General features: G+C 71.8%; 17 protein-coding genes. 6 read left to right on the top strand and 11 right to left on the bottom strand.

Annotated features, from left to right (window positions below; all coding sequences use genetic code 11):
- Positions 1–123: 123 nt before the first annotated feature.
- A complete protein-coding gene (locus ACIG0D_RS34515; protein WP_365760697.1) occupies positions 124–240 on the bottom strand; it encodes an SGM_5486 family transporter-associated protein in 117 nt (38 codons plus the stop codon).
- 702 nt (positions 241–942) lie between these two features.
- Positions 943–2304 (bottom strand): CynX/NimT family MFS transporter, encoded by a 1362-nt coding sequence (locus ACIG0D_RS34510; RefSeq protein WP_399809161.1) that lies wholly within the window; start codon positions 2302–2304, stop codon positions 943–945.
- An 82-nt stretch (positions 2305–2386) separates the two neighbouring features.
- On the opposite strand from ACIG0D_RS34510, the gene ACIG0D_RS34505 reads away from it, so the two are divergent.
- Positions 2387–3073 carry a FadR/GntR family transcriptional regulator gene (locus tag ACIG0D_RS34505; protein WP_399809158.1) on the top strand — a complete coding sequence of 229 codons (687 nt, stop codon included), beginning with the start codon at positions 2387–2389 and terminating at the stop codon, positions 3071–3073.
- On the opposite strand, the gene ACIG0D_RS34500 is transcribed toward ACIG0D_RS34505, so the two are convergent.
- The 5 genes from ACIG0D_RS34500 to ACIG0D_RS34480 all read right to left on the bottom strand — a co-directional run bounded on the left by ACIG0D_RS34500 (position 3048) and on the right by ACIG0D_RS34480 (position 12548).
- Positions 3048–3401, bottom strand: coding sequence for a hypothetical protein (locus ACIG0D_RS34500; RefSeq protein WP_399809155.1), 354 nt, complete (start codon positions 3399–3401; stop codon positions 3048–3050). The two genes, ACIG0D_RS34505 and ACIG0D_RS34500, sit on opposite strands and share 26 nt — an antisense overlap.
- Before the next feature lie 166 nt (positions 3402–3567).
- A complete protein-coding gene (gene fabI / locus ACIG0D_RS34495; RefSeq protein ID WP_399809152.1) occupies positions 3568–4335 on the bottom strand; it encodes an enoyl-ACP reductase FabI in 768 nt (255 codons plus the stop codon).
- A gap of 5 nt (positions 4336–4340) precedes the next feature.
- Positions 4341–5045 (bottom strand): 3-oxoacyl-[acyl-carrier-protein] reductase, encoded by a 705-nt coding sequence (gene fabG / locus ACIG0D_RS34490; protein ID WP_399809149.1) that lies wholly within the window; start codon positions 5043–5045, stop codon positions 4341–4343.
- A gap of 197 nt (positions 5046–5242) precedes the next feature.
- Positions 5243–6670 (bottom strand): hypothetical protein, encoded by a 1428-nt coding sequence (locus ACIG0D_RS34485; RefSeq protein WP_399809146.1) that lies wholly within the window; start codon positions 6668–6670, stop codon positions 5243–5245.
- A gap of 43 nt (positions 6671–6713) precedes the next feature.
- Positions 6714–12548, bottom strand: coding sequence for a hypothetical protein (locus ACIG0D_RS34480; RefSeq protein WP_399809144.1), 5835 nt, complete (start codon positions 12546–12548; stop codon positions 6714–6716).
- Between the two features lie 344 nt (positions 12549–12892).
- Here ACIG0D_RS34480 and ACIG0D_RS34475 point away from each other — a divergent pair, with 344 nt between their 5' ends.
- The 3 genes from ACIG0D_RS34475 to tyrS all read left to right on the top strand — a co-directional run bounded on the left by ACIG0D_RS34475 (position 12893) and on the right by tyrS (position 17173).
- Positions 12893–14416 (top strand): TldD/PmbA family protein, encoded by a 1524-nt coding sequence (locus tag ACIG0D_RS34475; RefSeq protein WP_399809141.1) that lies wholly within the window; start codon positions 12893–12895, stop codon positions 14414–14416.
- Positions 14413–15807, top strand: a complete 1395-nt coding sequence (locus tag ACIG0D_RS34470; protein ID WP_399809138.1) for a metallopeptidase TldD-related protein — start codon at positions 14413–14415, stop codon at positions 15805–15807. The genes ACIG0D_RS34475 and ACIG0D_RS34470 overlap by 4 nt, the downstream gene beginning before the upstream one ends.
- A 97-nt stretch (positions 15808–15904) precedes the next feature.
- The gene (tyrS, locus tag ACIG0D_RS34465; RefSeq protein WP_399809135.1) at positions 15905–17173 is read left to right on the top strand and encodes a tyrosine--tRNA ligase; all 1269 of its coding nucleotides are present in this window, start codon (positions 15905–15907) and stop codon (positions 17171–17173) included.
- Between the two features lie 160 nt (positions 17174–17333).
- On the opposite strand, the gene ACIG0D_RS34460 is transcribed toward tyrS, so the two are convergent.
- Positions 17334–17612, bottom strand: a complete 279-nt coding sequence (locus tag ACIG0D_RS34460; protein ID WP_365760677.1) for a GlsB/YeaQ/YmgE family stress response membrane protein — start codon at positions 17610–17612, stop codon at positions 17334–17336.
- A gap of 247 nt (positions 17613–17859) precedes the next feature.
- Between ACIG0D_RS34460 and ACIG0D_RS34455 the strand changes: the two genes are divergently transcribed.
- Entirely contained in the window at positions 17860–18225 is a 366-nt protein-coding gene (locus ACIG0D_RS34455) for a DUF3099 domain-containing protein (RefSeq protein ID WP_399809132.1), read from the top strand.
- A gap of 192 nt (positions 18226–18417) precedes the next feature.
- Positions 18418–18633: a hypothetical protein gene (locus ACIG0D_RS34450; RefSeq protein ID WP_365760673.1), complete on the top strand. Its 216-nt coding sequence runs from the start codon at positions 18418–18420 to the stop codon at positions 18631–18633.
- 72 nt (positions 18634–18705) lie between these two features.
- Here the strand turns inward: ACIG0D_RS34450 and moaA are convergent, their stop codons facing one another.
- The 3 genes from moaA to ACIG0D_RS34435 form a co-directional block, all read right to left on the bottom strand.
- Positions 18706–19695 carry a GTP 3',8-cyclase MoaA gene (gene moaA, locus ACIG0D_RS34445; protein WP_399809128.1) on the bottom strand — a complete coding sequence of 330 codons (990 nt, stop codon included), beginning with the start codon at positions 19693–19695 and terminating at the stop codon, positions 18706–18708.
- A 164-nt stretch (positions 19696–19859) separates the two neighbouring features.
- Positions 19860–21479 (bottom strand): cation acetate symporter, encoded by a 1620-nt coding sequence (locus ACIG0D_RS34440; RefSeq protein ID WP_399809125.1) that lies wholly within the window; start codon positions 21477–21479, stop codon positions 19860–19862.
- Positions 21476–21832, bottom strand: coding sequence for a DUF485 domain-containing protein (locus ACIG0D_RS34435; RefSeq protein WP_399809123.1), 357 nt, complete (start codon positions 21830–21832; stop codon positions 21476–21478). The genes ACIG0D_RS34440 and ACIG0D_RS34435 overlap by 4 nt, the downstream gene beginning before the upstream one ends.
- Positions 21833–21916 lie beyond the last annotated feature (84 nt).

The following is a 21916-nucleotide window of genomic DNA, read 5'->3' as shown; positions in this document are numbered from 1 at the left end:
TCCACACCTACAACCACCACCGCTGCCACACCGCACTCGACGGACACCCGCCAATCAGCCGCGTAAACAACGCTACGGGTCAATACACCTAGGGGATGGTGGGGACAACCCCACCACGGGCCCTCACGGCGCGGCGATCGACGCGATGACGGCGATGATCACGAAGATGGCGAAGAACGAGCCGAAGACGATCAGCATCTTCTTCTGGCCGTTCTGGGGATTCGGCTCGAGCACTGGCATACGGCAAGTGTCGCACCCACGGCACCGCCCGGCCCTGGCGGGGTCCCCACCGCCAGGCCCTGCCAGGGTCCCCGCCGCCCGGCCCTGCCGGGGGCGCACCGCGCGGCGGCGCGGGAGGTTCTGACCGCCGCGCCCGCCGGGGTTCGCACCGCGCGGCGCCGCACGGGGCTCTGGCCGTCCCCGCCCGCCGGCGCCCCCCTCTGCTCGGCCCGCAGGGCCCCGATGCCCGGCGCGGCCGCGGATTCGCCACCGCGCGGCCCGCGCCGGGGGTTCTCATCCGCCCCGCCCCACCCGGTCCGCACCGCGCGGCGCCGCCGGGCGCTCTCATCGCCCAGGCCCGCGGGGCCCCTCTGCCCGGCCCGCCAGGGCCCCGATGCCCGGCGCAGCCGGGGATTCTCACCGCGCGGGGGCGCCGGAGTCCGCACAGCCCGGCCCCGCCGGGGACTCCCATCGCGCGGCGGCGCCGGGCGCTCTCACCCGCCACGCCCCGCCGGAGTCGCTACCGCCCGGCGCAGCCAGGGGTTCCCACCACGCGGGGGCGGCGGAGTCCGCAGCACCCGGCCCCCGCCGGGGATTCTCACCGCGCGGCACCGGGCGCTCTCACCGCCTCGCACCGCCGAGATCGCTACCAACCGGCGCGGCCGGGGGGTTCCCACCGCGCGGGGGCGCCGCAGTCCGCACCACCCAGCCCCGCCAGAGACCTCACCGCCCGGTCGCCTCGTCCTCCACCGTGCGGTCTCGGCCGGCCAGCCAGCCGACGGCCATCTGCGGGATCATCAGGGCGACCATGAGTGCGATCGGCAGGCCCCAGCCGCCGCTGTGCTGGTAGAGGACGCCCACCAGGAGCGGGCCGGGGATGGAGAGCAGATAGCCGGTGCTCTGGGCGAACGCGGACAGCTGGGCCACGCCCGGGCCGGACCGCGCGCGCATCCCGACCATGGTGAGGGCGAGCGGGAAGGCGCAGTTGGAGACGCCCAGGAGCACGGCCCAGGCCCAGGCGCCGCCGGCCGGGGCGAAGTAGAGGCCGGCGTAGCCGGCGAGGCCGCAGACGCCGAGCGCGAGCACGATGGGCCCCTGGTGGGGCAGCCGGGTGGCCAGGCGCGGGATGACGAAGGCCAGCGGCACGCCCATCACCATCGTGACGGCGAGCAGCAGACCGGCCGTACCGGCCGCGACTCCGGCGTCGCGGAAGATCTGGGCCATCCAGCCCATCGTGATGTACGCGGCGGTGGCCTGGAGGCCGAAGAACACGGCGAGCGCCCACGCGGTGCGGCTCCGGGTGATCCGCAGCACGGGCGCCGCCTCGGCCTCCCCCTGGGCAGTCTCCCTCCGGAAGGGCTCGCCCTGGGCCGTCTCGGCACCGGCGGCCGAAGAAGCCCCCCGGTCCTGGAGCACCGGCAGCCACGGCAGTACCGCCGCCGCCGCGAGCGCGGCCCACACGGCGAGCCCGGACCGCCAGTCGCCGCCCAGCGCGTCGGTGACCGGAACGGTCACGGCGGCGGCGGTCGAGGTGCCGAGGGCGAGCGCCATCGAGTACGCGCCGGTCATGGAACCGACCCGGTCGGGGAACCACCGCTTGACGATGACCGGCATGAGGACGTTGCTGACCGCTATGCCCATCAGCGCGAGCGCGCTGGCGGCCAGGAAGCCCGGCGTACCGCCGGTGAACGGCCGGATGACCAGGCCGGCGGCGATGGCCGCCATACCGGCGCACACCACGGCGGCGGGGCCGAAGCGGCGGGCCAGCCGGGGCGCCATGACGCCGAAGACGGCGAAGCAGAGCGGCGGCACGGAGGTGAGCAGTCCGGCGACGCTGCCGCTCATGCCGAGGCCGTCACGGACCTCCTCCAGGAGCGCGCCGAGGCTGGTGATGGCGGGGCGGAGGTTGAGGGCGGACAGCATGATGCCGACGACGACCAGGCGCGTGGTCCACACGCGCGTGGTGCCTTTGCGCGCGGGGGCACCCGTGACGGCGGCGGCGCCGTCACCGCCGGTGCCGCCCGGCGAGGGGTCGCGTGCGTCTCGGACCGTGTGGTTCCTCGTCTGGGTTTCCTCGCTTGCCATGCCGCCCATCATAGAATCATGGGATGATTGGTTGTCCATTGCCCGGGCGTCCGCTGCCGCCCGTCCCGTGCGAAGGTGTGCCATGCCCTTGAGCCACCCCCGTCGTTCGGCGCTGTCCGAGCAGGTCATCGCCGAGCTGCGCAACCAGATCACCTCGGGCGAGTGGCCGGTCGGCTCCCGCATCCCGACCGAGCCGGAGCTGGTGGAACAGCTCGGCGTCGCCCGCAACACGGTCCGTGAGGCGGTCCGGGCGCTCGCGCACAACGGCCTGCTGGACATCCGCCAGGGCTCCGGCACCTACGTCGTGGCGACCAGCGAGCTGGCCGGCGTGATGCACCGCCGTTTCGCGGGCGCCGACCCCCGGCACGTCGCGGAGCTGCGCTCCGCCCTGGAGTCGGCCGCCGCGAAGCTGGCCGCCGAGCGGCGCACCGAGAAGGACCTCAAGCAGCTCGACGCGCTGCTGGAGCGGCGCGAGGAGGCCTGGGCGGCGGGCGACAAGGAGCGGTTCGTGACCGCGGACGCCACCTTCCACCTGGCGGTGGTGGCTGCCTCCCACAACGACGTCATGACGGCGATGTACGCGGACCTGGGCGAGGTGCTGCGGGACTGGCTGCGCGAGGACGTGGGCGAGACGCTGTCCCCCGAGACCCACATGGACCACGGGGGGCTGGTGGACGCCATCCGCGCGGGCGACGCGCAGACCGCGGCGGTGGAGGCGGCGGGCTATCCGTTCCTGTGCCGGTTCAGCTCCCCCGGTTCTGGTGGCTGATCCACACCGCGCGGACCTCCTTCCAGCAGCGGCCGGTCAGCCGTACGGTCATCGCCGGCCCGGTGTCGACCGGGGCGCTGTCGGTGTCCAGGTCCCACCAGCGGGCGCACTCGATGTGCAGCCGCACGCGGTCGGTGTCCACATAGGGGTTGTGACAGTGGGCGGTCACCTCGGAGCCGCGCACGCGGGTGCGGCACTCGGCGCCGAACGGTTTCGGCGCGTCCGGCTCGCGTACCTCCACGCGCGCGTGGGGCATCGCCTCGTACGGCAGGGACAGCACCAGGGCTACGGCTACGGTCACTGAGGCCAGGCTGCGGAACAGGCGCACAAGGGGACCTCCTCGGCCGTGCTGGGGAGGGACGCGTGAGGAGAACGCGTAATCCAGCGTGCCCGGTCGCCCCCCGGCTCCGCCCGGCCGGATAGGCCGAACGGGGGACACGCGAAGGGCCCGCACCACACGGGTGCGGGCCCTTCGACCGCAGCTTAGGCAGCGATCAGGCGCCGATGGCGTGCAGACCGCCGTCGACGTGGATGATCTCGCCCGTGGTCTTCGGGAACCAGTCGCTCAGCAGGGCGACGACGCCGCGGCCGGCCGGCTCCGGGTCCTTCAGGTCCCACTCCAGCGGGGAACGGCTGTCCCACACGGAGGCCAGCTCGCTGAAGCCCGGGATGGACTTGGCGGCCATGGAGCCGATCGGCCCCGCCGAGATGAGGTTGCAGCGGATGTTCTGCTTGCCCAGGTCACGGGCCATGTAGCGGTTGGTGGCCTCCAGGGCGGCCTTGGCCGGGCCCATCCAGTCGTACTGCGGCCAGGCGTACTGGGCGTCGAAGGTGAGGCCGACGACGGACCCGCCGTTCTGCATCAGCGGCAGGCAGGCCATGGTCAGCGACTTCAGCGAGAACGCCGAGACGTGCATGGCGGTGGCGACCGACTCGAACGGCGTGTTCAGGAAGTTGCCGCCGAGGGCGTCCTGCGGCGCGAAGCCGATGGAGTGGACGACGCCGTCCAGGCCCCCGAGCTCCTCGCCGACGAGGTCGGCCAGGCGCCCCAGGTGCTCCTCGTTGGTCACGTCCAGCTCGATGACCTTGGTGGGCTTCGGGAGCTTCTTCGCGATGCGCTCGGTCAGCGTGGGCCGCGGGAAAGCGGTCAGGATGATCTCGGCGCCCTGCTCCTGGGCCAGCTTGGCGGTGTGGAAGGCGATGGAGGACTCCATCAGCACACCGGTGATCAGGACGCGCTTGCCCTCGAGAATTCCGCTCATGGTGATCAGTGACCCATTCCCAGTCCGCCGTCAACGGGGATGACGGCTCCAGTGATGTACGAGGCGTCGTCCGAGGCGAGGAACCGCACCGCGGCGGCGACCTCCTCCGGCTGCGCGTACCGGCCCAGCGGGACCTGCGACACGATGTTCGCGCGCTGCTCGTCGGTGAGCACCTTGGTCATGTCGGTGTCGACGAAGCCGGGCGCGACGACGTTGAAGGTGATGTTGCGCGAGCCCAGCTCACGGGCGAGGGAGCGCGCGAAGCCGACCAGGGCGGCCTTGGAGGCGGCGTAGTTGGCCTGGCCCGCGGAGCCGAGGAGACCGACGACCGACGAGATCAGGACGACGCGGCCCTTCTTGGCGCGCAGCATGCCGCGGTTGGCGCGCTTGACCACGCGGAAGGTGCCGGTGAGGTTGGTGTCGATGACCGAGGTGAAGTCCTCCTCGCTCATCCGCATCAGCAGCTGGTCCTTGGTGACGCCGGCGTTGGCGACCAGGACCTCGACCGGGCCGTGCTGGGCCTCGATCTCCTTGTAGGCCTGCTCCACCTGCTCGGGGTCGGTGATGTCGCACTTCACGGCGAGGAAACCGGCCGGCGGCTCCCCCGAGCGGTACGTGATCGCGACCTTGTCGCCGGCGTCGGCGAACGCGCGGGCGATGGCGAGGCCGATGCCCCGGTTGCCTCCGGTGACGAGAACCGAGCGGCTCAACGGATCACCCTTTCGATAGCGGACTGATTCCCCGCCCGGGCACCTGGACGACAGGCGGCGATGACAGGCGGCTTCACCGAAAACCTATCGGTCGGCTCCCGGGGTGGGACATTCGGGCACCGACAGTGGCATGGGGGACTCGCTGTGGGGTTTCTACAGTTCACGGCATCGTCGACCGCGCCGTGCGAGCCGGGTGACTAGGTGTCGTGCCCCCACCTGAGGTCGGCGGCCGTCAGCTTGGCACAGAGCTCGTCGAGGTGGTCGTCCTCCAGGACCTTGCGGTGGGACAGCGTGTTGCGGGCCTTGACCACGGTCGCCAGCAGCAGCCGTTCGTCGATCGGAAGGGATATGTGGCCCCTGAGGGAGGCGCGCTCCAGTTCGGATGCCTCCGCGCAGAGAAAGGTCCGCTCCGGACGGGTGGTGTGATCCCGGAGGCGGTTGCGCACGTAGAGCTCCACCAGTTCGCGGACCGGCCGGTTCGCGTAGGCCAGCGCCAGTTCGGCGAGCCGTCGCCGCGCCTCCTCGATCCACGGCATCAGCACACGGGCCTGAGCCTGGCTGACCAGGATGCTGAGCTGGTCAGGGCGCCCCTCGCCGCCGTCGGTGTGCCAGAGGGCGGGGTGGAGCCTGGGTCTGCCGTCCCACGCCTGAACGGAGCCGCGCGCCCACGCCTCGCGGAGTGCCGAGGGCGGTTTGTGCCGCAGGCCCGCCCCGCTGGGCAACGGTGGGCAGTCGGCACCGGAGGCGGGCGTCCGGGTCGCCAGGCAGACGCGCAGGCAGTCGTCCAGGCTGCGGTCGCTGCCGTCCCAGCAGCGGAACAGCTCCGCGGCGAGAACGAGGTCCGGGCCGCACAGCTCGCTCACCACCTCCGCGCGCAGCGCCCTGAGCACACGGGTGCGAAGGACGGTGCCGCCCATGGCGGTCCGGTGGCCGTCGGGTGCGCCGAGTCCGTGGAGAAGTGTGGCGCTGTCGAGCCGGCCCACGGTGCCCCACCACCAGTGCACCGAGGTCGTCGCCAGGTCGAGCTCCAGTTCGTCGGGGAGCTGCGGCGGCAGGTCGCGCAGCCGCCCGGTGATCATCACCCTGGGGCGCTGCTCCGGGAGCAGGCCGACGTCCTTGACCGCCGCGTCCAGGGCGCGCACGAGGCGGGCGATGTCATGCCCGCGCTCTCCGTGCCGGGTGTCGGGCTCGGTCCAGGCGCGTACGCCGATGACGGGCCGCCAGTGAGCGGCGGGGTCGGTCAGCTCGTCGACCGCGCGCTCCGGGTCGACGGAGAGCTCCTTCGCGAGCCGGGTCACCAGCTCGGACGGCCCGCCGCCGACGGGTGCGGGCGGCATCTGCCAACGGGGTCCCGGAAGGTCCCAGCCGATGTCGAAGCCGTCGTCGAAGCCGTCGAGCAGCGGCACGTCAGCGGTGACGTACGGGTGCGGGGCGGGCTCCGGGGGCACGAGTTCCGCCTGCACGGCCCCGGGCTCGGGCAACTGGATGTGTTCGGGCGCGCGGCTCAGCACCGCGCGGTGCAGTTCCTCGGCGTGCCCGGCGACGACCAGGTCGTCCGGTAGCAGCCACACACAGTTCCGGCCGGCGGCCAGATCGGCCGCGACGCGCTCGATCTGGCCGCGCACTCCGGGAAACCGGACTAGCTCCTCCCCCGTCAGCCGCACCCGCTCACTCCCCCGCACGCGCGCGCACGGCGCGGAACGTCACCGGGTCGACCGCGATGCCGTCGGGCACGGCGTCGATGAGCCCCAGCCGGTCCAGCCGGGCGAGCCAGGTCTCGGTCTCCGGCTCGGGCAGTTCCACGGCCTCGGCGACCTGGTCGATGGGGACGCCCTGCCCCTCACTGACGTAGCCGTTCCACAGGGCGAGCAGATCGAGGTCCCGGATCTCCAGGCCGGCCGCCTCACAGTGGCGGTCGAGGTTGTCCGGCAGCTGGATGGCCCGGCCTATCTTGTCCAGGGCGCTGTCGAGCGTCGCGCCGTTGACGGTGACCTCGGCGATGGCGGGCTCGACCCAGGTGGCCCAGCCGCCGGTGACCTGGATCAGCCGGGTGCGGTCGGCCTTGGACACGAAGGGACACTCCGGCCACGCCCGCAGGCTCTCCACCGACCAACGCTCCGGGCGCAGGAACCGGACGGGCAGAGGTTCCACGTCCTTCGGCTCCTGCAAGGCGCCCACGGTGAGCGCGTCGGCCACGACGAACACCGAGCGGTGGTTCGAGCGTTTGCGTCCCTCGGCCTGGTGGACGAGGGCGTCGGCGGCCGGCCCCGCGTGCTCCACACACAGCCGTACGGCGTCCAGCAGCGCGTCGGCCTCGATGCCGCGCAGGTCGACGGCGAGGACGTAGTTCCTGCGCAGCCGGGAGGCGTCGGTGAGGACGGCGCGCAGGTCCTCCTGGGCGCTCACCCTGCGGACCTCCACGCCGCGCGCCTCGGCGAAGCGCTCGGTCGCCGTGATCATCAGCTCCGGGCGGTGCAGCCTGGTGGTGCCGATCACCGTGACGCCCGGCTGCGCGGCCTCGTGCAGCTGGCCCTCGGTGAGGGGGCTGTAGCGGGTCACGTAGCGGTTCGGGTCGCTGCCCGCGTAGCGGCCGAGGAGGCGGCGCGCCGCGCGCGGGTCGTACTCGTACGGCTGGCTGAACTCGGTCTCCCGGAGTTCCAGCAACAGCTCGTCGCGGGTGCCCAGCATGTTGACGACGTTGGGGCTGCGCACCGCGAACCTGGAGCGGTCGCCGAGCTGCACCAGCAGGCCGAGGCCGACCATTTCCCTGAGGTAGATCTGGACCTGCTTGACGCCGAGTTCGTGGAAGCCTTCCTCCCAGGCCTCCCTCGCCCACTGCAGCAGTTCCTCGGCGGAGTAGTCGCCGCGGTAGCCGTCCTCGAGACTGTGCAGGGCGATGACCAGGGTCAGGACGCGGTAGCGGTCCTCCAGGTTGATGGTGAAACGCAGCCGCTCGGCCAGGCGGGTGCGCACGGTGTCCGAGGCCGCGACCTCCTGGACGTCCGACTCGGTGATCGGCGTGGGGCGGACATGGCCGCGCTGGGAGCGGCCCTGGAGGGTGCGGACGAGTTCGCTGCAGAAGATCTGCACCAGGTTGGCCTGGTAGTTGGTGATGGCGAGGATGCGCCAGACCAGCTCCGGCCGCTCGAAGACGAAGCCCAGGGCCGCCATCGGCTCGGTGACCAGCCGCACGGCCGCGGTCGGGTTCAGCGGTCCGACCAGGACGTCGGGGCCGCCGTGCGCGGTGGAGACATTGGACAGTTCGCCGAAGCGCTGCACCTGGTGGAGGCCCGCGAAGACCACCTTGAGACGGCGGTCCGTCTGCTCCATGAGGTGCTGGAAGCGCTTGACATTCTGGAACGTGGACTCTCCTCCGGACCGGAAGACCCGGCGGGAATCGGCGGTGAGGAACGCGTCCGCCTCGTCGGCGAGGATCAGCATCCGGCGGGAATCGTCCGCGTCCAGCCAGCCGCGGATGGCGTTGGCCACGTGCTCGGGCTGGGCCTGGTCGGACACCTTCTTCGGGTCGATGACCCGCTGCCGCTTCAGGTCGTCGGCCAGCAGTTTCCAGATCCGCTCGGGGGACTCCGCCTGGCCGATCTCGGCCTTCACCAAGTCCAGGTACACGGCGACGTTGGCGTCGGAGCGGCGCGGGAACAGTTCGGCCACCCGGCGCAGCAGCGCGGACTTGCCGAGCTGGCGGCCGCCGTAGAGGAAGAGTCCGCCGTCCGGGTTCATCACCTCCCGCAGCTCCTGGTCACGGCCGTAGAAGACTTCCGGCGGCACGGCGCCCGCGACGAACGGGGTGTAGGGGTCGTACGACGTCCAGGGCAGCGTGACGCGCTGCAGCGCGCGGAAGGCGCCGGGCGCGCGGGCGGCCATCCAGCCGGCCACCGCGGGGTCGACCACCAGCGCCTGCTGGGCCTTGCGCCGCGAGGCCTCGGCGAGGGCCCGCCGCCCTTCCAGGCCGAGGGGGTGCAGGTAGAGCACGAGGTTGGCGTCGACGTCGGAGTCGTCGAGGTGGGCGAGGGGGCCGTCGGCGCGCTGTTCCTCCCAGATGAGCAACACGGTGTACGACGTGGCGCGGGACCCCAGCGCGGCGACGTACCCGGGCGCTTCGATGACGCTCGCCCGTCCCTTGAAGCGGCGCACGCCCTGTCCCATCGGCTCGGCCTGGAAGTGCCCCAGGGGCTTCAGGCCGAGCAGCCGCAGCACGCGCGTGACGTGCTGGCTCCAGTCGCTGTTGCGCCCCTTCTTGGTGCACAGGGCCTTCCAGGAGGCGATGCCCTGCTCGGCGTTGGCGGTGACCTTCTCGCCGGAGCCGTAACGGTCGACCCACCAGCCGGCCGGCACGCCGTCGCCGCCGGGAGAGGGGGCGCCGGGGCCGGTCAGACCGGCCAGGAACTCGCGGAGTTCGGCGCCCTCGTCGTCCGGTCGCTCAGGCAGCCGCTGACCGCTCTCCGCGAGCGCGAGGAACTCCTGCGCGGTGACCGTGTCCCCCTCGTCGATCAGCCGCAGGATGCGGTCGTGGTCGGGGTCGGAGAGCGGGCGCTCCGGGTCGAGTTTCAGCGCGTCGAGCCGCTCGCGCAGGCGCTTGGTCGATTCCGCGACCCAGTCTGTCAGTTCGGCGACGAGGTCGCGCAGGGCGCTCAGCGCGTACCGGTATCGACCCGCCTCGTCGCCGTCCGCGAACTCCTGCAGGCGGCCGGTGAACTCGCGCTCCGTGTCGGAGGGCATCAGGTTGAGCGTTCTTATCTGCGCCAGGTGGGAGGCGGCCAGGCGATGGTGCTCGGCGATCTTCCGGCGCCATTCCTTCTCGGCCTCCCGGCAGCGCCGGACCGCGTCCTCCAGCCACGCCGCCTGGGCGGCGGGGTCCGCGGCGACGGTGTCACCGACCACCCGCACCAGGGCGCGGGCCAGATGCAGATCGCCACGCGCCACGTACTCCGCCAGCGCCGACTCGGCGGACTCCGGGGTCAGCAGACCGGCCAGGGCGGGAGCCGTGCGCGGGTCGTCGAAGTCGGGGCGGCCGTCGGCGTCGCGCGGCAGCTCCGGCAGGAACAGCAGGCAGTCGTCCGACGGGACGATGGCGCCGTCGGCGTCGATCGTCGTCGCCGAGTGGCCGGTGGGTTCGGCGGCCAGCCATCTGCGCAGCAGGCCGAGTGCGGCGCCGCCGACTCCCGACGGCTCGTCGTAGGACGCCAGCTCCACCACCAACGCCTCCCACCGGGGGGCGTTGGAGCCGGCGGCGGTGTCCTTGGCCTGCGCGGCCGCGGCCATCGCCTCGGCCTTCGCCACCAGCTCCCCCACCGACCTGATGGTCGCGTGCAGCTGGCGCAGCGCGCCAGAGTGGATGGCTTCCCTGGCCTGCTTGGGAGTGCGGAAGCGGCTGTCGGCGTCCTCGATGAGCCGGTCGACGTACTCACCGCGCCTGAGGTTCTCGCCGAAGGCCTTGAGCGCCGAGGCGTCGCCCGTACCGGTGGCCCAGTCCAGCACCGTGCGCAGGGCCTGGTGCAGTTGGCCCGAGGGGCCGGTCAGGTACTGCAGGGCCCGGGACGCACGCTGGTACTTGATCTTCCGGCGCGGGAGGTCCTCCAGGAGGACCCGCGCGGATTCCTCGATGTCGTCGACCGTGAGGTGGTGTTCCGGCTCGGTGGGCTCCTCCGCCGAGCCGGGCACGAAGATCCGGCACTCGCGCACCGCCTCGTTCAGCGCCATCAACAGGTGCTGCCAGGGCTGGGAGAGGCCGGACGGCATGGTGAAGTCGCTGACGAGGGCATGCGGCCAGCCGGCCGTGAGGCCGGAGCGCATCGCCGCGGCCAGGGCCACGAGGTGCGCGTCCCGGTCCTCGACGAGGTCGAGGGACGTGATGTCGTGCGCCATCTGCACCTGGGTGGCCCCGTCCACGTCGGTGCAGGAAAAGGCAGCCGCGAGGAAGGAGAGCGCCTTGGCGCGGTGGGGATGGTCGTCCGACGCCGCCGACATCCAGTACGCCTGGGGCAAGTCTCCGCGGGCCACGAGTCGCGCCACGGGAGAGGGCCCGTCGACAGCGCTCCAGGGCGAGGTCGTGTCGTCCGCGGGGAGTGGGGCGGAGGCCGGGTGGCCGTCGGAGGCGGGGGTGGGAGCGGTGAGGGCCGTGTCGCGGTCCTGCTCGGTCCTCGGGGTCGCGGGCTGCACGGTGGCGACGGGCGAGGCTTCGGCGGGTGATGCTTCGGCGGGTGACTGCGGCTCCCATTGCGGCTGGGGCTGCGGCTGCGGCTGCGGCTGCGGGACAGACTCGGTGGGCGCGGGCTCGGGCTCGGGCGCGGGCGCGGACTCCAGGGGGCCTGGCGCCGGGATGACCTCCGGCTCATCTTCCGGCTCCGCCCGCTGCTCCGGCTCCGGCTTCTCCTCCGGCTGCGGCTGCACGGTCGGCTGCGGCTGCGACGTCGATTCCGAGGCAGACTCGACGGGCCCCGGCGACGGGATGACCTCCGGCTCGTCTTCCGGCTCCGGCTCCGACTTGTCCTCCGGCTCCGGCTCCACGGTCGGCTGCGCCCCCGATTCCGAGGCCGAGTCCGGGTCGACGGTGGACGACTGCTCCGACTCCGACTGTGCAGGCGACTCCGGCAGGCTGCCCCGCAGAGCGGCCTCGAGCGCCGTCATCTGACCGCGGATGCCGTCCAGGGCCATGCGCAGCCCCTCGGCCTCCGCCTCGGCCTCCGCGCCCGCGATCAACTGCTCGTACTGGGCGGCTCGCCGCCGCAGTTTGTCCCTCTGGGCCAGGGCCTCCCTGACCCGGTCGAGGCGGTCGAGTTCCGCCTCCAGCTCGGCATATCCGGCGCCGGAAGGCCAGTCGCCCCCCTGCTCGGAGAGCGTCTCCGCGAGAAGGGCGCGCTCGTGGATCCACGCGGCGAGGAGGTCGGTGAGCCGCTCCTTCGCCTCGGGCACCCTGCCGTCCCGCAGGACGACGGCGGACCGCTCCAGGGCGTCGGCCAGTTCCCCGCCGGAGGAACGCAGGCCGGACAGGGCACGGCGGACGGTATCGGCCCCTGCTCCCGCGTCGAGATGCGCTGTGGGCGCGGCGGCCGTCGTCGCCTCCCGACTCTCCTGGTTTCGGCTGCCGTTCACGTCCGTCCTCTCCGAGCCTTCGTATCGCACCGCTGTTTCCCCCGCCTTCCCGAGCGCCTTCTGCCGCCGCATCGATGTTCGCGACAGTCTCGGACCTATCTCCCGGGCGTCGAGCGGCGGTTCGCGATCGGCCGCGGCCCCGCACCGGGCCAGGTGCGCCATGGCCACCTCCGCCGCGGGCAGCTGACCCTGGGCCTCAGGGGCCAGCAGCCCGTACAGCGCGCAGCGAGCCAGCGCCGGGTCCAGCACCTCGAGCATCGTGACGAGGTCGGGCGCGGAGGGATCCTCCACGACGTCCCGTGGAAAACCGTAGGCACCGATGAGCGCACGGGACGCCCAGGAAACGCCGCACGCGGCCACCCCGTGCAGCACCGGCTCCGTCGTGGTGGTCAACCACACGCGCACGGACTGTGCTTCGCGGCGCGATGCCACCTGGGCGTCTCCGCCCTCCTTGACGCGCCGTCGGTGCACACACCGCTTGCGACGCAAGCACTGATGCTGCGTCAACAACCCCCGCATGCTTCGCTCATCGAGCGACAGCAGCCACGCACGGAACTCCCGCCCCCAACCCTGCATGGAGAGATACTGACACTTGCCGCTGACAATGACCCCCCGATGCCCGCAAAAGGCCCGGAGGCACGGGCGCGGGGGACCGGATCTTCAGCGGCTCGCCGCGGCGGGACATGATTCACTGCCTGGAACGGTCTTCGCAGGCGAGCCCGAAGGGATGCCCACCCGTGCCCCATGAAATCGATCAGTCCTTTCTGGCACTTCCGCTACGCGCCCTCGCCGACGCCGCGCTCGCACGCGCGCGTGCCCTCGGCGCGGAGCACGCGGACTTCCGGTTGGAGCGGGTGCGCAGCGCGTCCTGGCGGCTGCGGGACGGCAAGCCGTCCGGGTCGTCGGACACCACCGACCTGGGATACGCGGTGCGGGTGGTGCACGGCGGGACGTGGGGGTTCGCGTCCGGCGTGGACCTGACCATGGACGCCGCGGCGAAGGTGGCGAGCCAGGCCGTGGCGATGGCGAAGCTCTCGGCGCAGGTGATCAAGGCGGCCGGGTCCGACGAGCGCGTGGAGTTGGCCGACGAGCCGGTGCACGCGGACAAGACGTGGATCTCGTCGTACGAGATCGATCCGTTCACCGTGCCCGACGAGGAGAAGGCGGGGCTGCTGGCCGAGTGGAGCCGGCGGCTGCTCGCGGCCGACGGGGTGGACCACGTGGACGCCTCGCTGCTCACCGTGCACGAGAACAAGTTCTACGCCGACACGGCCGGGACCGTGACGACCCAGCAGCGGGTACGGCTGCACCCGCAGCTGACCGCAGTGTCGGTGGACGAATCCAGCGGCGAGTTCGACTCCATGCGCACCCTCGCACCGCCGGTCGGCCGCGGCTGGGAGTACCTGACGGGCACCGGCTGGGACTGGGACCGGGAGCTGGCCGAGATCCCGGAGCTGCTCGCGGAGAAGATGCGCGCGCCGAGTGTGGAGCCGGGGCTGTACGACCTCGTCGTGGACCCCTCCAACCTGTGGCTGACGATCCACGAGTCCATCGGGCACGCCACCGAGCTGGACCGGGCGCTGGGCTACGAGGCGGCGTACGCGGGGACGTCGTTCGCCACGTTCGACCAGCTCGGCAAGCTGAAGTACGGCTCGGAGCTGATGAACGTCACCGGTGACCGCACCGCCGAGCACGGCCTCGCGACCATCGGGTACGACGACGAGGGCGTCGAGGCGCAGTCCTGGGACCTGGTGAAGGAGGGCACGCTCGTCGGGTACCAGCTGGACCGCAGGATCGCGAAGCTGACCGGGCTCGGGCGCTCCAACGGGTGCGCCTTCGCCGACTCGCCCTCCCATGTGCCGGTGCAGCGGATGGCCAACGTGTCGCTGCGACCGGATGCCGCCGGGATGTCGACCGAGGACCTGATCGGCGGCGTCGACCGCGGCATCTACGTCGTCGGGGACCGCTCCTGGTCCATCGACATGCAGCGTTACAACTTCCAGTTCACCGGCCAGCGCTTCTTCAAGATCGAGAACGGGCGGATCACCGGGCAGCTGCGGGACGTCGCCTACCAGGCCACGACCACCGACTTCTGGGGGTCGATGGCCGCGGTCGGCGGTCCGCAGACCTATGTCCTGGGCGGCGCCTTCAACTGCGGCAAGGCCCAGCCGGGCCAGGTCGCCGCCGTCTCCCACGGCTGCCCGTCCGCCCTCTTCCGGGGCGTCAACATCCTCAACACCACGCAGGAGGCCGGCCGATGAGCGCCCCGGTGAACAAGCCGCACGAGATCGTCGAGCGGGCCCTGGAGCTGTCCCGCGCGGACGGCTGCGTCGTGATCGCGGACGAGCAGTCCACCGCCAACCTGCGCTGGGCGGGCAACGCGCTGACCACCAACGGCGTCACGCGCGGACGGACGCTCACCGTGATCGCGACCGTCGACGGCAAGGAGGGCACGGCCTCCGGCGTGGTGTCCCGGTCCGCGGTGACCGCGGACGAGCTGGAGCCGCTGGTGCGGGCCGCTGAGGCCGCCGCGCGCGGTGCCGCGCCCGCCGAGGACGCCCGGCCCCTGGTCACGGACGTGCCCGCCTCCCCCGGCTTCACGGACGCGCCCGCGGAGACCTCCTCGGCCGTGTTCACGGACTTCGCGCCCGCCCTCGGCGAGGCGTTCGCCCGCGCGCGGGCGGGCGGCCGGGAGCTGTACGGCTTCGCCAACCACGAGCTGACCAGCAGCTACCTCGGGACGTCCACGGGGCTGCGGCTGCGCCACGACCAGCCCAACGGGACGCTGGAGCTGAACGCCAAGTCCCCGGACCGCACCCGCTCCGCGTGGGCCGGGCGCTCCACCCGGGACTTCAAGGACGTCGACCCGGCGGCGCTCGACGCGGAGCTGGCCGTACGCCTCGGCTGGGCCGAGCGCCGGATCGAGCTGCCCGCGGGCCGCTACGAGACGCTGCTGCCGCCGACCGCGGTCGCGGACCTGCTGATCTACCAGATGTGGTCGGCGTCGGGCCGGGACGCCGCCGAGGGCCGGACGGTGTTCTCCAAGCCCGGCGGCGGCACCCGGCTCGGCGAGAAGCTGAGCGAGCTGCCGCTGACCCTGCGCAGCGACCCGCACGAGCCGGGTCTGGAGGCCGCCCCGTTCGTCCTGGCGCACTCCTCCGGCGGCGACTCGTCGGTGTTCGACAACGGGCTGCCGCTCACCGCCACCGAGTGGATCGGCCGGGGCGAGCTGAAGCATCTGATCACCAGCCGGCACAGCGCGGAGCTGACCGGGCTGCCGGTGTCGCCGGGCATCGACAACCTGATCCTGGACGGCGGTGACGACCGCTCGCTGGACGAGATGGTGGCGAGCACCGAGCGCGGGCTGCTGCTGACCTGCCTGTGGTACATCCGCGAGGTCGACCCGGCGACGCTGCTGCTCACGGGCCTCACCCGGGACGGGGTGTACCTGGTGGAGAACGGCGAGGTGACCGGCGAGGTGAACAACTTCCGGTTCAACGAGTCGCCGGTCGGCCTGCTGGGGCGGGCCACCGAGGCCGGGCGCACGGAGAAGACCCTGCCGAGGGAGTGGAGCGACTGGTTCACCAGGGCCGCCATGCCGCCGCTGCGGGTGCCCGACTTCAACATGAGCTCGGTCAGCCGGGGAGTCTGAGCCGTCGGCGTCCGAGCCACCGCCGGCGCCCATGACTGTCGGTGGCCCCCCATAGACTGTTGGAAGCCCTTTTCACCGTTCAAGGAGACATGCGACCGTGACGGACATCGTCGACGAGCTGAAGTGGCGCGGGCTGTTCGCCCAGTCCACTGACGAGGACGCTTTGCGCAAGGCGCTCGCGGACGGTCCCGTCACGTTCTATTGCGGCTTCGACCCGACCGCGCCGTCCCTGCACGTGGGGCATCTGGTGCAGGTGCTCACCGTGCGCCGGCTCCAGCAGGCCGGGCACCGGCCGCTGGCACTGGTGGGCGGCGCGACGGGTCTGATCGGCGACCCCCGCCCGACCGCCGAGCGCACCCTGAACGACCCGGAGACCGTCGCCGGCTGGGTCGGCAAGCTCCGCGCCCAGATCGAGCCGTTCCTGTCCTTCGAGGGCGAGAACGCGGCCGTGATGGTGAACAACCTGGACTGGACCGCGGGCCTGTCCGCGATCGAGTTCCTGCGGGACATCGGCAAGCACTTCCGCGTCAACAAGATGCTGACGAAGGACTCGGTCGCCCGCCGTCTGGAGTCCTCCGAGGGCATCAGCTACACGGAGTTCAGCTACCAGATCCTCCAGGGCATGGACTTCCTCCAGCTCTACCGCCGCTACGGCTGCACGCTCCAGCAGGGCGGCAGCGACCAGTGGGGCAACCTCACCGCGGGCCTGGACCTGATCCACAAGCTGGAGCCGGGCGCCGAGGTGCACGCGCTGGCCACCCCGCTGATGACCAAGGCGGACGGCACCAAGTTCGGCAAGACCGAGAGCGGCGCGGTCTGGCTGGACCCGGAGATGACCACGCCGTACGCGTTCTACCAGTTCTGGCTGAACGTGGACGACCGCGACATCTCCCGCTACATGCGGATCCTCTCCTTCAAGTCCCGCGAGGAGCTGGAGGAGCTGGAGCGGCAGACCGAGGAGCGTCCGCAGGCCCGGGCGGCGCAGCGCGCACTCGCCGAGGAGCTGACCACGCTGGTGCACGGCGCCGACCAGACGGCCGCCGTGGTCGCCGCGTCGAAGGCCCTCTTCGGCCAGGGTGAGCTGACCGACCTGGACGAGCGGACGCTGGCCGCGGCGCTGTCCGAGGTGCCGCACATCCGGGTCGCCGAGCTGGGTCCGGTCGTCGACCTCTTCGCCGAGGTCGGCCTGGTGGCCAGCAAGTCCGCCGCGCGGCGCACCGTCAAGGAAGGCGGCGCGTACGTGAACAACGTGAAGGTCGCCGCGGAGGACGCCGTTCCGGCGAAGGAGGACCTGCTGCACGGGCGGTGGCTCGTGCTGCGGCGCGGCAAGAAGAACCTCGCCGCCGTGGAGGTCACCCAGGCGTGAGCGCCGCTGGGGTCAGCGCCGCAAGGTGAGCGCTCAGGCGTGGGCGCCGCTGGGGTGAGCGCTCAGGCGTGAGCGCCCGCAGGGGTGCGGGTGAGCTGCGGGCCGCGGCTTTCGTCGTGGCTTTCGCGCAGTTCCCCGCGCCCCTGACGGGCGCTTCGCGCTACACCCGGTGTTTGCGCTTGCCCAGCGTCGCCATGTACAGCATGTCGCCCACGGCCACGATGATGATGGCGGCCACGAGCTGGAAGGCGTGCCGACTCCAGTCGATGCCGGGCGTCTCCTCGACACCGAAGCCCCGCGCTATGGCGTTGCCGGCGATCGCGCCGAGCATGCCGAAAATGGTGACCAGCCAGATGGGACTGTGCTGTTTGCCCGGGATGATCGCCTTCGCGATCAGGCCCAGCACCAATCCCACGATGATCGCCCACAACCAGCCCATGGTTGCCTCCTCGTCCGGCTCGACGTGAGCAGTACGCCCAGTTTCGGCCCGTCCGCCGTACGGCGCATGTCGGGCGGGGCCGTCCGCGCGACGGGCGGGATGTTCGCGCAGGCGAGAGGGCGACCCGGGCTCGTGGGCCGTGCGGGTGCGGCGTACCGTGGAGGTGTCCCGGCCGGGCGTCCGAGCCGGTGTGGTGGACGTCGGGGCGGGCCTGGGAGAGTCCGATGCGGGCGGATGGTGGAATGTGATGCGGAAGCTGAGGGACGGCGGGAACGCCGAGGTGTTCCGGATCACCGGCGCCCGGCAGGGCCTCCAGGAGGACGTCCGGGGGCGGCAGCGCCGGTATGTCATCTCGATGAGCGTGCGTACGGTCTCGGTGATCCTGGCCGCGGTGCTCTGGAACGTGGAACGGCATGTCGCGATCGTGGCGCTGGTGCTCGGCGCGGTGCTGCCGTACATCGCGGTGGTGATCGCGAACGCGGGGCGGGAGAACGCGCCGTCGCTGCCGTCGACGTTCGTGTCCGTGCCGCCGAGGGCGATGATCGAGCCGCCGCGGGCGGAATCGCGAGCGGAGGACACGGCGGGCGATCCGGGTCCGGGTGCGCGGAGCTGAGCCTCGCGGCCGGTCCGGTGACAAGCTCAAGAAAAGCTCAGATCAATCTGTTGTTCCGGTGCCCGACAACCGGTTACGCGTGACATACTGCGTACGCGCTCCGCATCCCCCGTCGGAGCGATGGACCGACGCCGGGCAGCTCCCCCCGTGGCTGCTCGGCGTCGTTTTTTCTGTGCGGCTGTGAGACGAAGCGTGAGTGACGAGAACTCCCCCATCTGTTCCGCCAAGGGCTGCCGGGCCGCCGCTGTGTGGGTGCTGGCCTGGAACAACCCGAAGATCCACACGCCGGAGCGGCGCAAGACGTGGCTCGCGTGCGAGGAGCATCGCGAGCATCTGTCGCAGTTCCTGGGCGTGCGGGGGTTCCTGAAGGACGTGGTGCCGCTGGCGGAGTGGGAGCAGCCGGGCTGACGCCTCGTCGCCGGGTACGGGCGCCGGCTGTGGCCGGTCGCGCGGTTCCCCGCGGCCCTTCCGGGCGCTTCGCTAGCCGCCGATCGCCGACATCGGCCTGTCCGGCTGGACGAAGCCCGGGTCGTCCAGGCCCGCGCCGGCCTTCTTGCCCCACATCGCCAGGCGCCAGATGCGGGCGATCTCCTCGTCGGGGGCGCCGGAGCGCAGGGCGGCCCTGAGGTCGGTCTCCTCGGTGGCGAAGAGACAGGTGCGGACCTGGCCGTCGGCCGTGAGGCGGGTGCGGTCGCAGGCGGAGCAGAACGGGCGGGTGACGGAGGCGATGACGCCCACGCGGTGCGGTCCGCCGTCGACCAGCCAGCGTTCGGCCGGTGCGGAGCCGCGGGCCTCGTCGCCCTCGGGGGTCAGGTCGAAGCGGGTGCGCAGCGAGGTCAGGATGTCGCCCGCGGTGATCATGCCCTCGCGCTTCCAGCCGTGCTGGGCGTCCAGGGGCATCTGCTCGATGAACCGCAGCTCGTAGTCGTGCTCGACGGCCCAGGCGAGGAGGTCCGGGGCCTCGTCCTCGTTGAGGCCGGGCATCAGGACCGAGTTGACCTTGACCGGGGTGAGGCCGGCCTCGCGGGCGGCCTGGAGGCCTTCGAGGACGTCCTTGTGGCGGTCGCGGCGGGTGAGGGCCTTGAAGACGTCGGGGCGCAGGGTGTCCAGGGAGACGTTGACCCGGTCCAGGCCCGCGGCCTTCAGGGCGGTGGCCGTGCGCCCCAGGCCGATGCCGTTGGTGGTCAGCGACATCTGGGGGCGGGGGGCGAGGGCGGCGACCCGCTCGACGATGCCGACCAGGCCCGGGCGCAGCAGGGGCTCGCCGCCGGTGAAGCGGACCTCCGTGATGCCGAGGGAGGTGACGGCGATGTCGATGAGGCGGACGATCTCGTCGTCCGTGAGCAGGTCGGGCTTGGCCAGCCACTGCAGGCCCTCCTCGGGCATGCAGTAGGTGCAGCGCAGGTTGCACCGGTCGGTGAGCGAGACCCGCAGGTCGGTGGCCACCCGGCCGTAGGTGTCGATGAGCACGAGGCCCCCTCCCGTCGCGGATCAGTCGTCTGGGTCGTCTGTCCTCAGGTGTGAGCCTACGTGACACCACTGACAGCGACACCAGCCCGATCCCACGACGTAAGACGCGGCCGGGTCGTAGGTACCTACCAGGAACCCGTGACCCGGCCGCTCGGAGGATCGGCTCAGTGCGCTCCGGTGCCGGTCAGCGACCGCACCTCCAGCTCGGCGTACTTGCCCTTGTCGGGCTCCTCCTTGGACAGGACGGTGCCGAGCCAGCCCATCAGGAAGCCGAACGGGATGGAGATGATGCCCGGGTTCTTCAGCGGGAACCAGGCGAAGTCGACGTCGGGGAACATCGCCTTGGGGTCGCCGGAGACGACGGGCGAGAACAGCACCAGGCCGACGGCGACGATCAGACCGCCGTAGATCGACCACAGGGCGCCCTGGGTGGTGAACCGCTTCCAGAACAGGCTGTAGAGGATCGTCGGCAGGTTGGCGGAGGCCGCGACGGCGAACGCCAGGGCGACGAGGCCGGCGACGTTCAGGTCGCGGGCGAGGGCGCCCAGCAGGATGGAGACGGCGCCGATGCCGATGGTGGCCAGGCGGGCCGCCCTGACCTCCTGCTTCTCGGTGGCCTGGCCCTTCTTGATGACGTTCGCGTAGATGTCGTGGGCGAACGAGGAGGACGAGGCGAGGGTGAGACCGGCGACGACGGCGAGGATCGTCGCGAAGGCCACCGCCGAGATGGTGGCGAGCAGGATCGCGCCCCAGGCGGAGTCGACGCCGCCCAGGTGCAGGGCGAGCAGCGGGGCGGCGGTGTTGCCGGACGGGTTGGACGCGATGATCTCGTCCTGGGAGATGAGCGCGGCGGCCCCGAAGCCGAGCGCGATGGTCATCAGGTAGAAGGCGCCGATGATGCCGATCGCCCAGTTCACGGACTTCCGGGCGGCCTTGGCGTTGGGCACGGTGTAGAAGCGGATCAGGATGTGCGGCAGGCCCGCGGTGCCGAGGACCAGGGCGATGCCGAGCGAGATGAAGTCCAGCTTGGAGGTGCCGGTGGCGCCGTACTGCAGGCCGGGCTCCAGGAAGGCGGCGCCCTTGCCGCTGTTCTCGGCGGCCTTGCCGAGCAGGTCGGAGATGTTGAAGTTGAACTTCAGCAGCACCAGGAAGGTGATGAGGATCGTGCCGCCGATGAGCAGCACGGCCTTGACCATCTGGACCCAGGTGGTGCCCTTCATGCCGCCGATGGAGACGTACACGATCATCAGGACGCCGACGAGGGCGACGATGAGGATCTTGCCGGCGTCGGAGGTGATGCCGAGCAGCAGCGAGACGAGCACGCCGGCGCCGGCCATCTGGGCCAGCAGGTAGAAGATCGACACGACGATCGTGGACGTACCGGCCGCCGTGCGCACCGGGCGCTGGCGCATGCGGTACGCGAGGACGTCGCCCATGGTGTAGCGGCCGGAGTTCCTGAGCGGCTCGGCCACCAGGAGCAGGGCGACCAGCCAGGCGACCAGGAAGCCGATGGAGTACAGGAATCCGTCGTAGCCGAAGAGGGCGATCGCGCCGGCGATGCCGAGGAACGAGGCGGCCGACATGTAGTCGCCGGACACCGCGAGGCCGTTCTGGAACGCGCTGAAGGACCGTCCGCCCGCGTAGAAGTCGGCGGCGTCCTTCGTCTGGCGGCCCGCCCAGACGGTGATGAACAGGGTCGCGACAACGAAGGCCGCGAACAGGGAGATGATCAGCGGCCGGTGCTCGCTGGCCTCGTTGGCCGCGAGGGTCATGGCGAGGTTCATGCGCCGCCCTCCATCCGGGTCTTGATGGCCTCGGCCTTCGGGTCGAGCTTCGCGGCGGCGTGCCGCGCGTACCACCAGGCGATGAGGAACGTGGTGACGAACTGGGCGATTCCGAAGACGAAAGCGACGTTGATGTTGCCGAACAGCTTGGTGCCCATGAAGCCGCCCGCGTAGTTGGAGAGCAGGACGTACAGCAGGTACCAGGCGATGAACGCGACGGTCAGCGGAAAGGCGAAGGAGCGGTAGGAGCGGCGCAGTTCACCGAACTCCGCGCTCTCCTGCACCCGGGCGAACTCCTCGGGGGACGGGAGCCGGTGTTCGGTCTTCGAAGGGGGCGGTGCGTCGGTGGCCACGGAGTCTCCTCGCAGTGCGGATCATGACAGGTGATCTGGATCACACGAACCGGGCGGCGATGCTAGTGGCCCCCGGCGTGATCC

Origin of the sequence: Streptomyces sp. NPDC052773 (assembly GCF_044547145.1) — a bacterium.
Taxonomy (GTDB): domain Bacteria; phylum Actinomycetota; class Actinomycetes; order Streptomycetales; family Streptomycetaceae; genus Streptomyces.
Note: the sequence above shows the minus strand (reverse complement) of the source record. Positions and strands in the feature narration are given on the sequence as shown.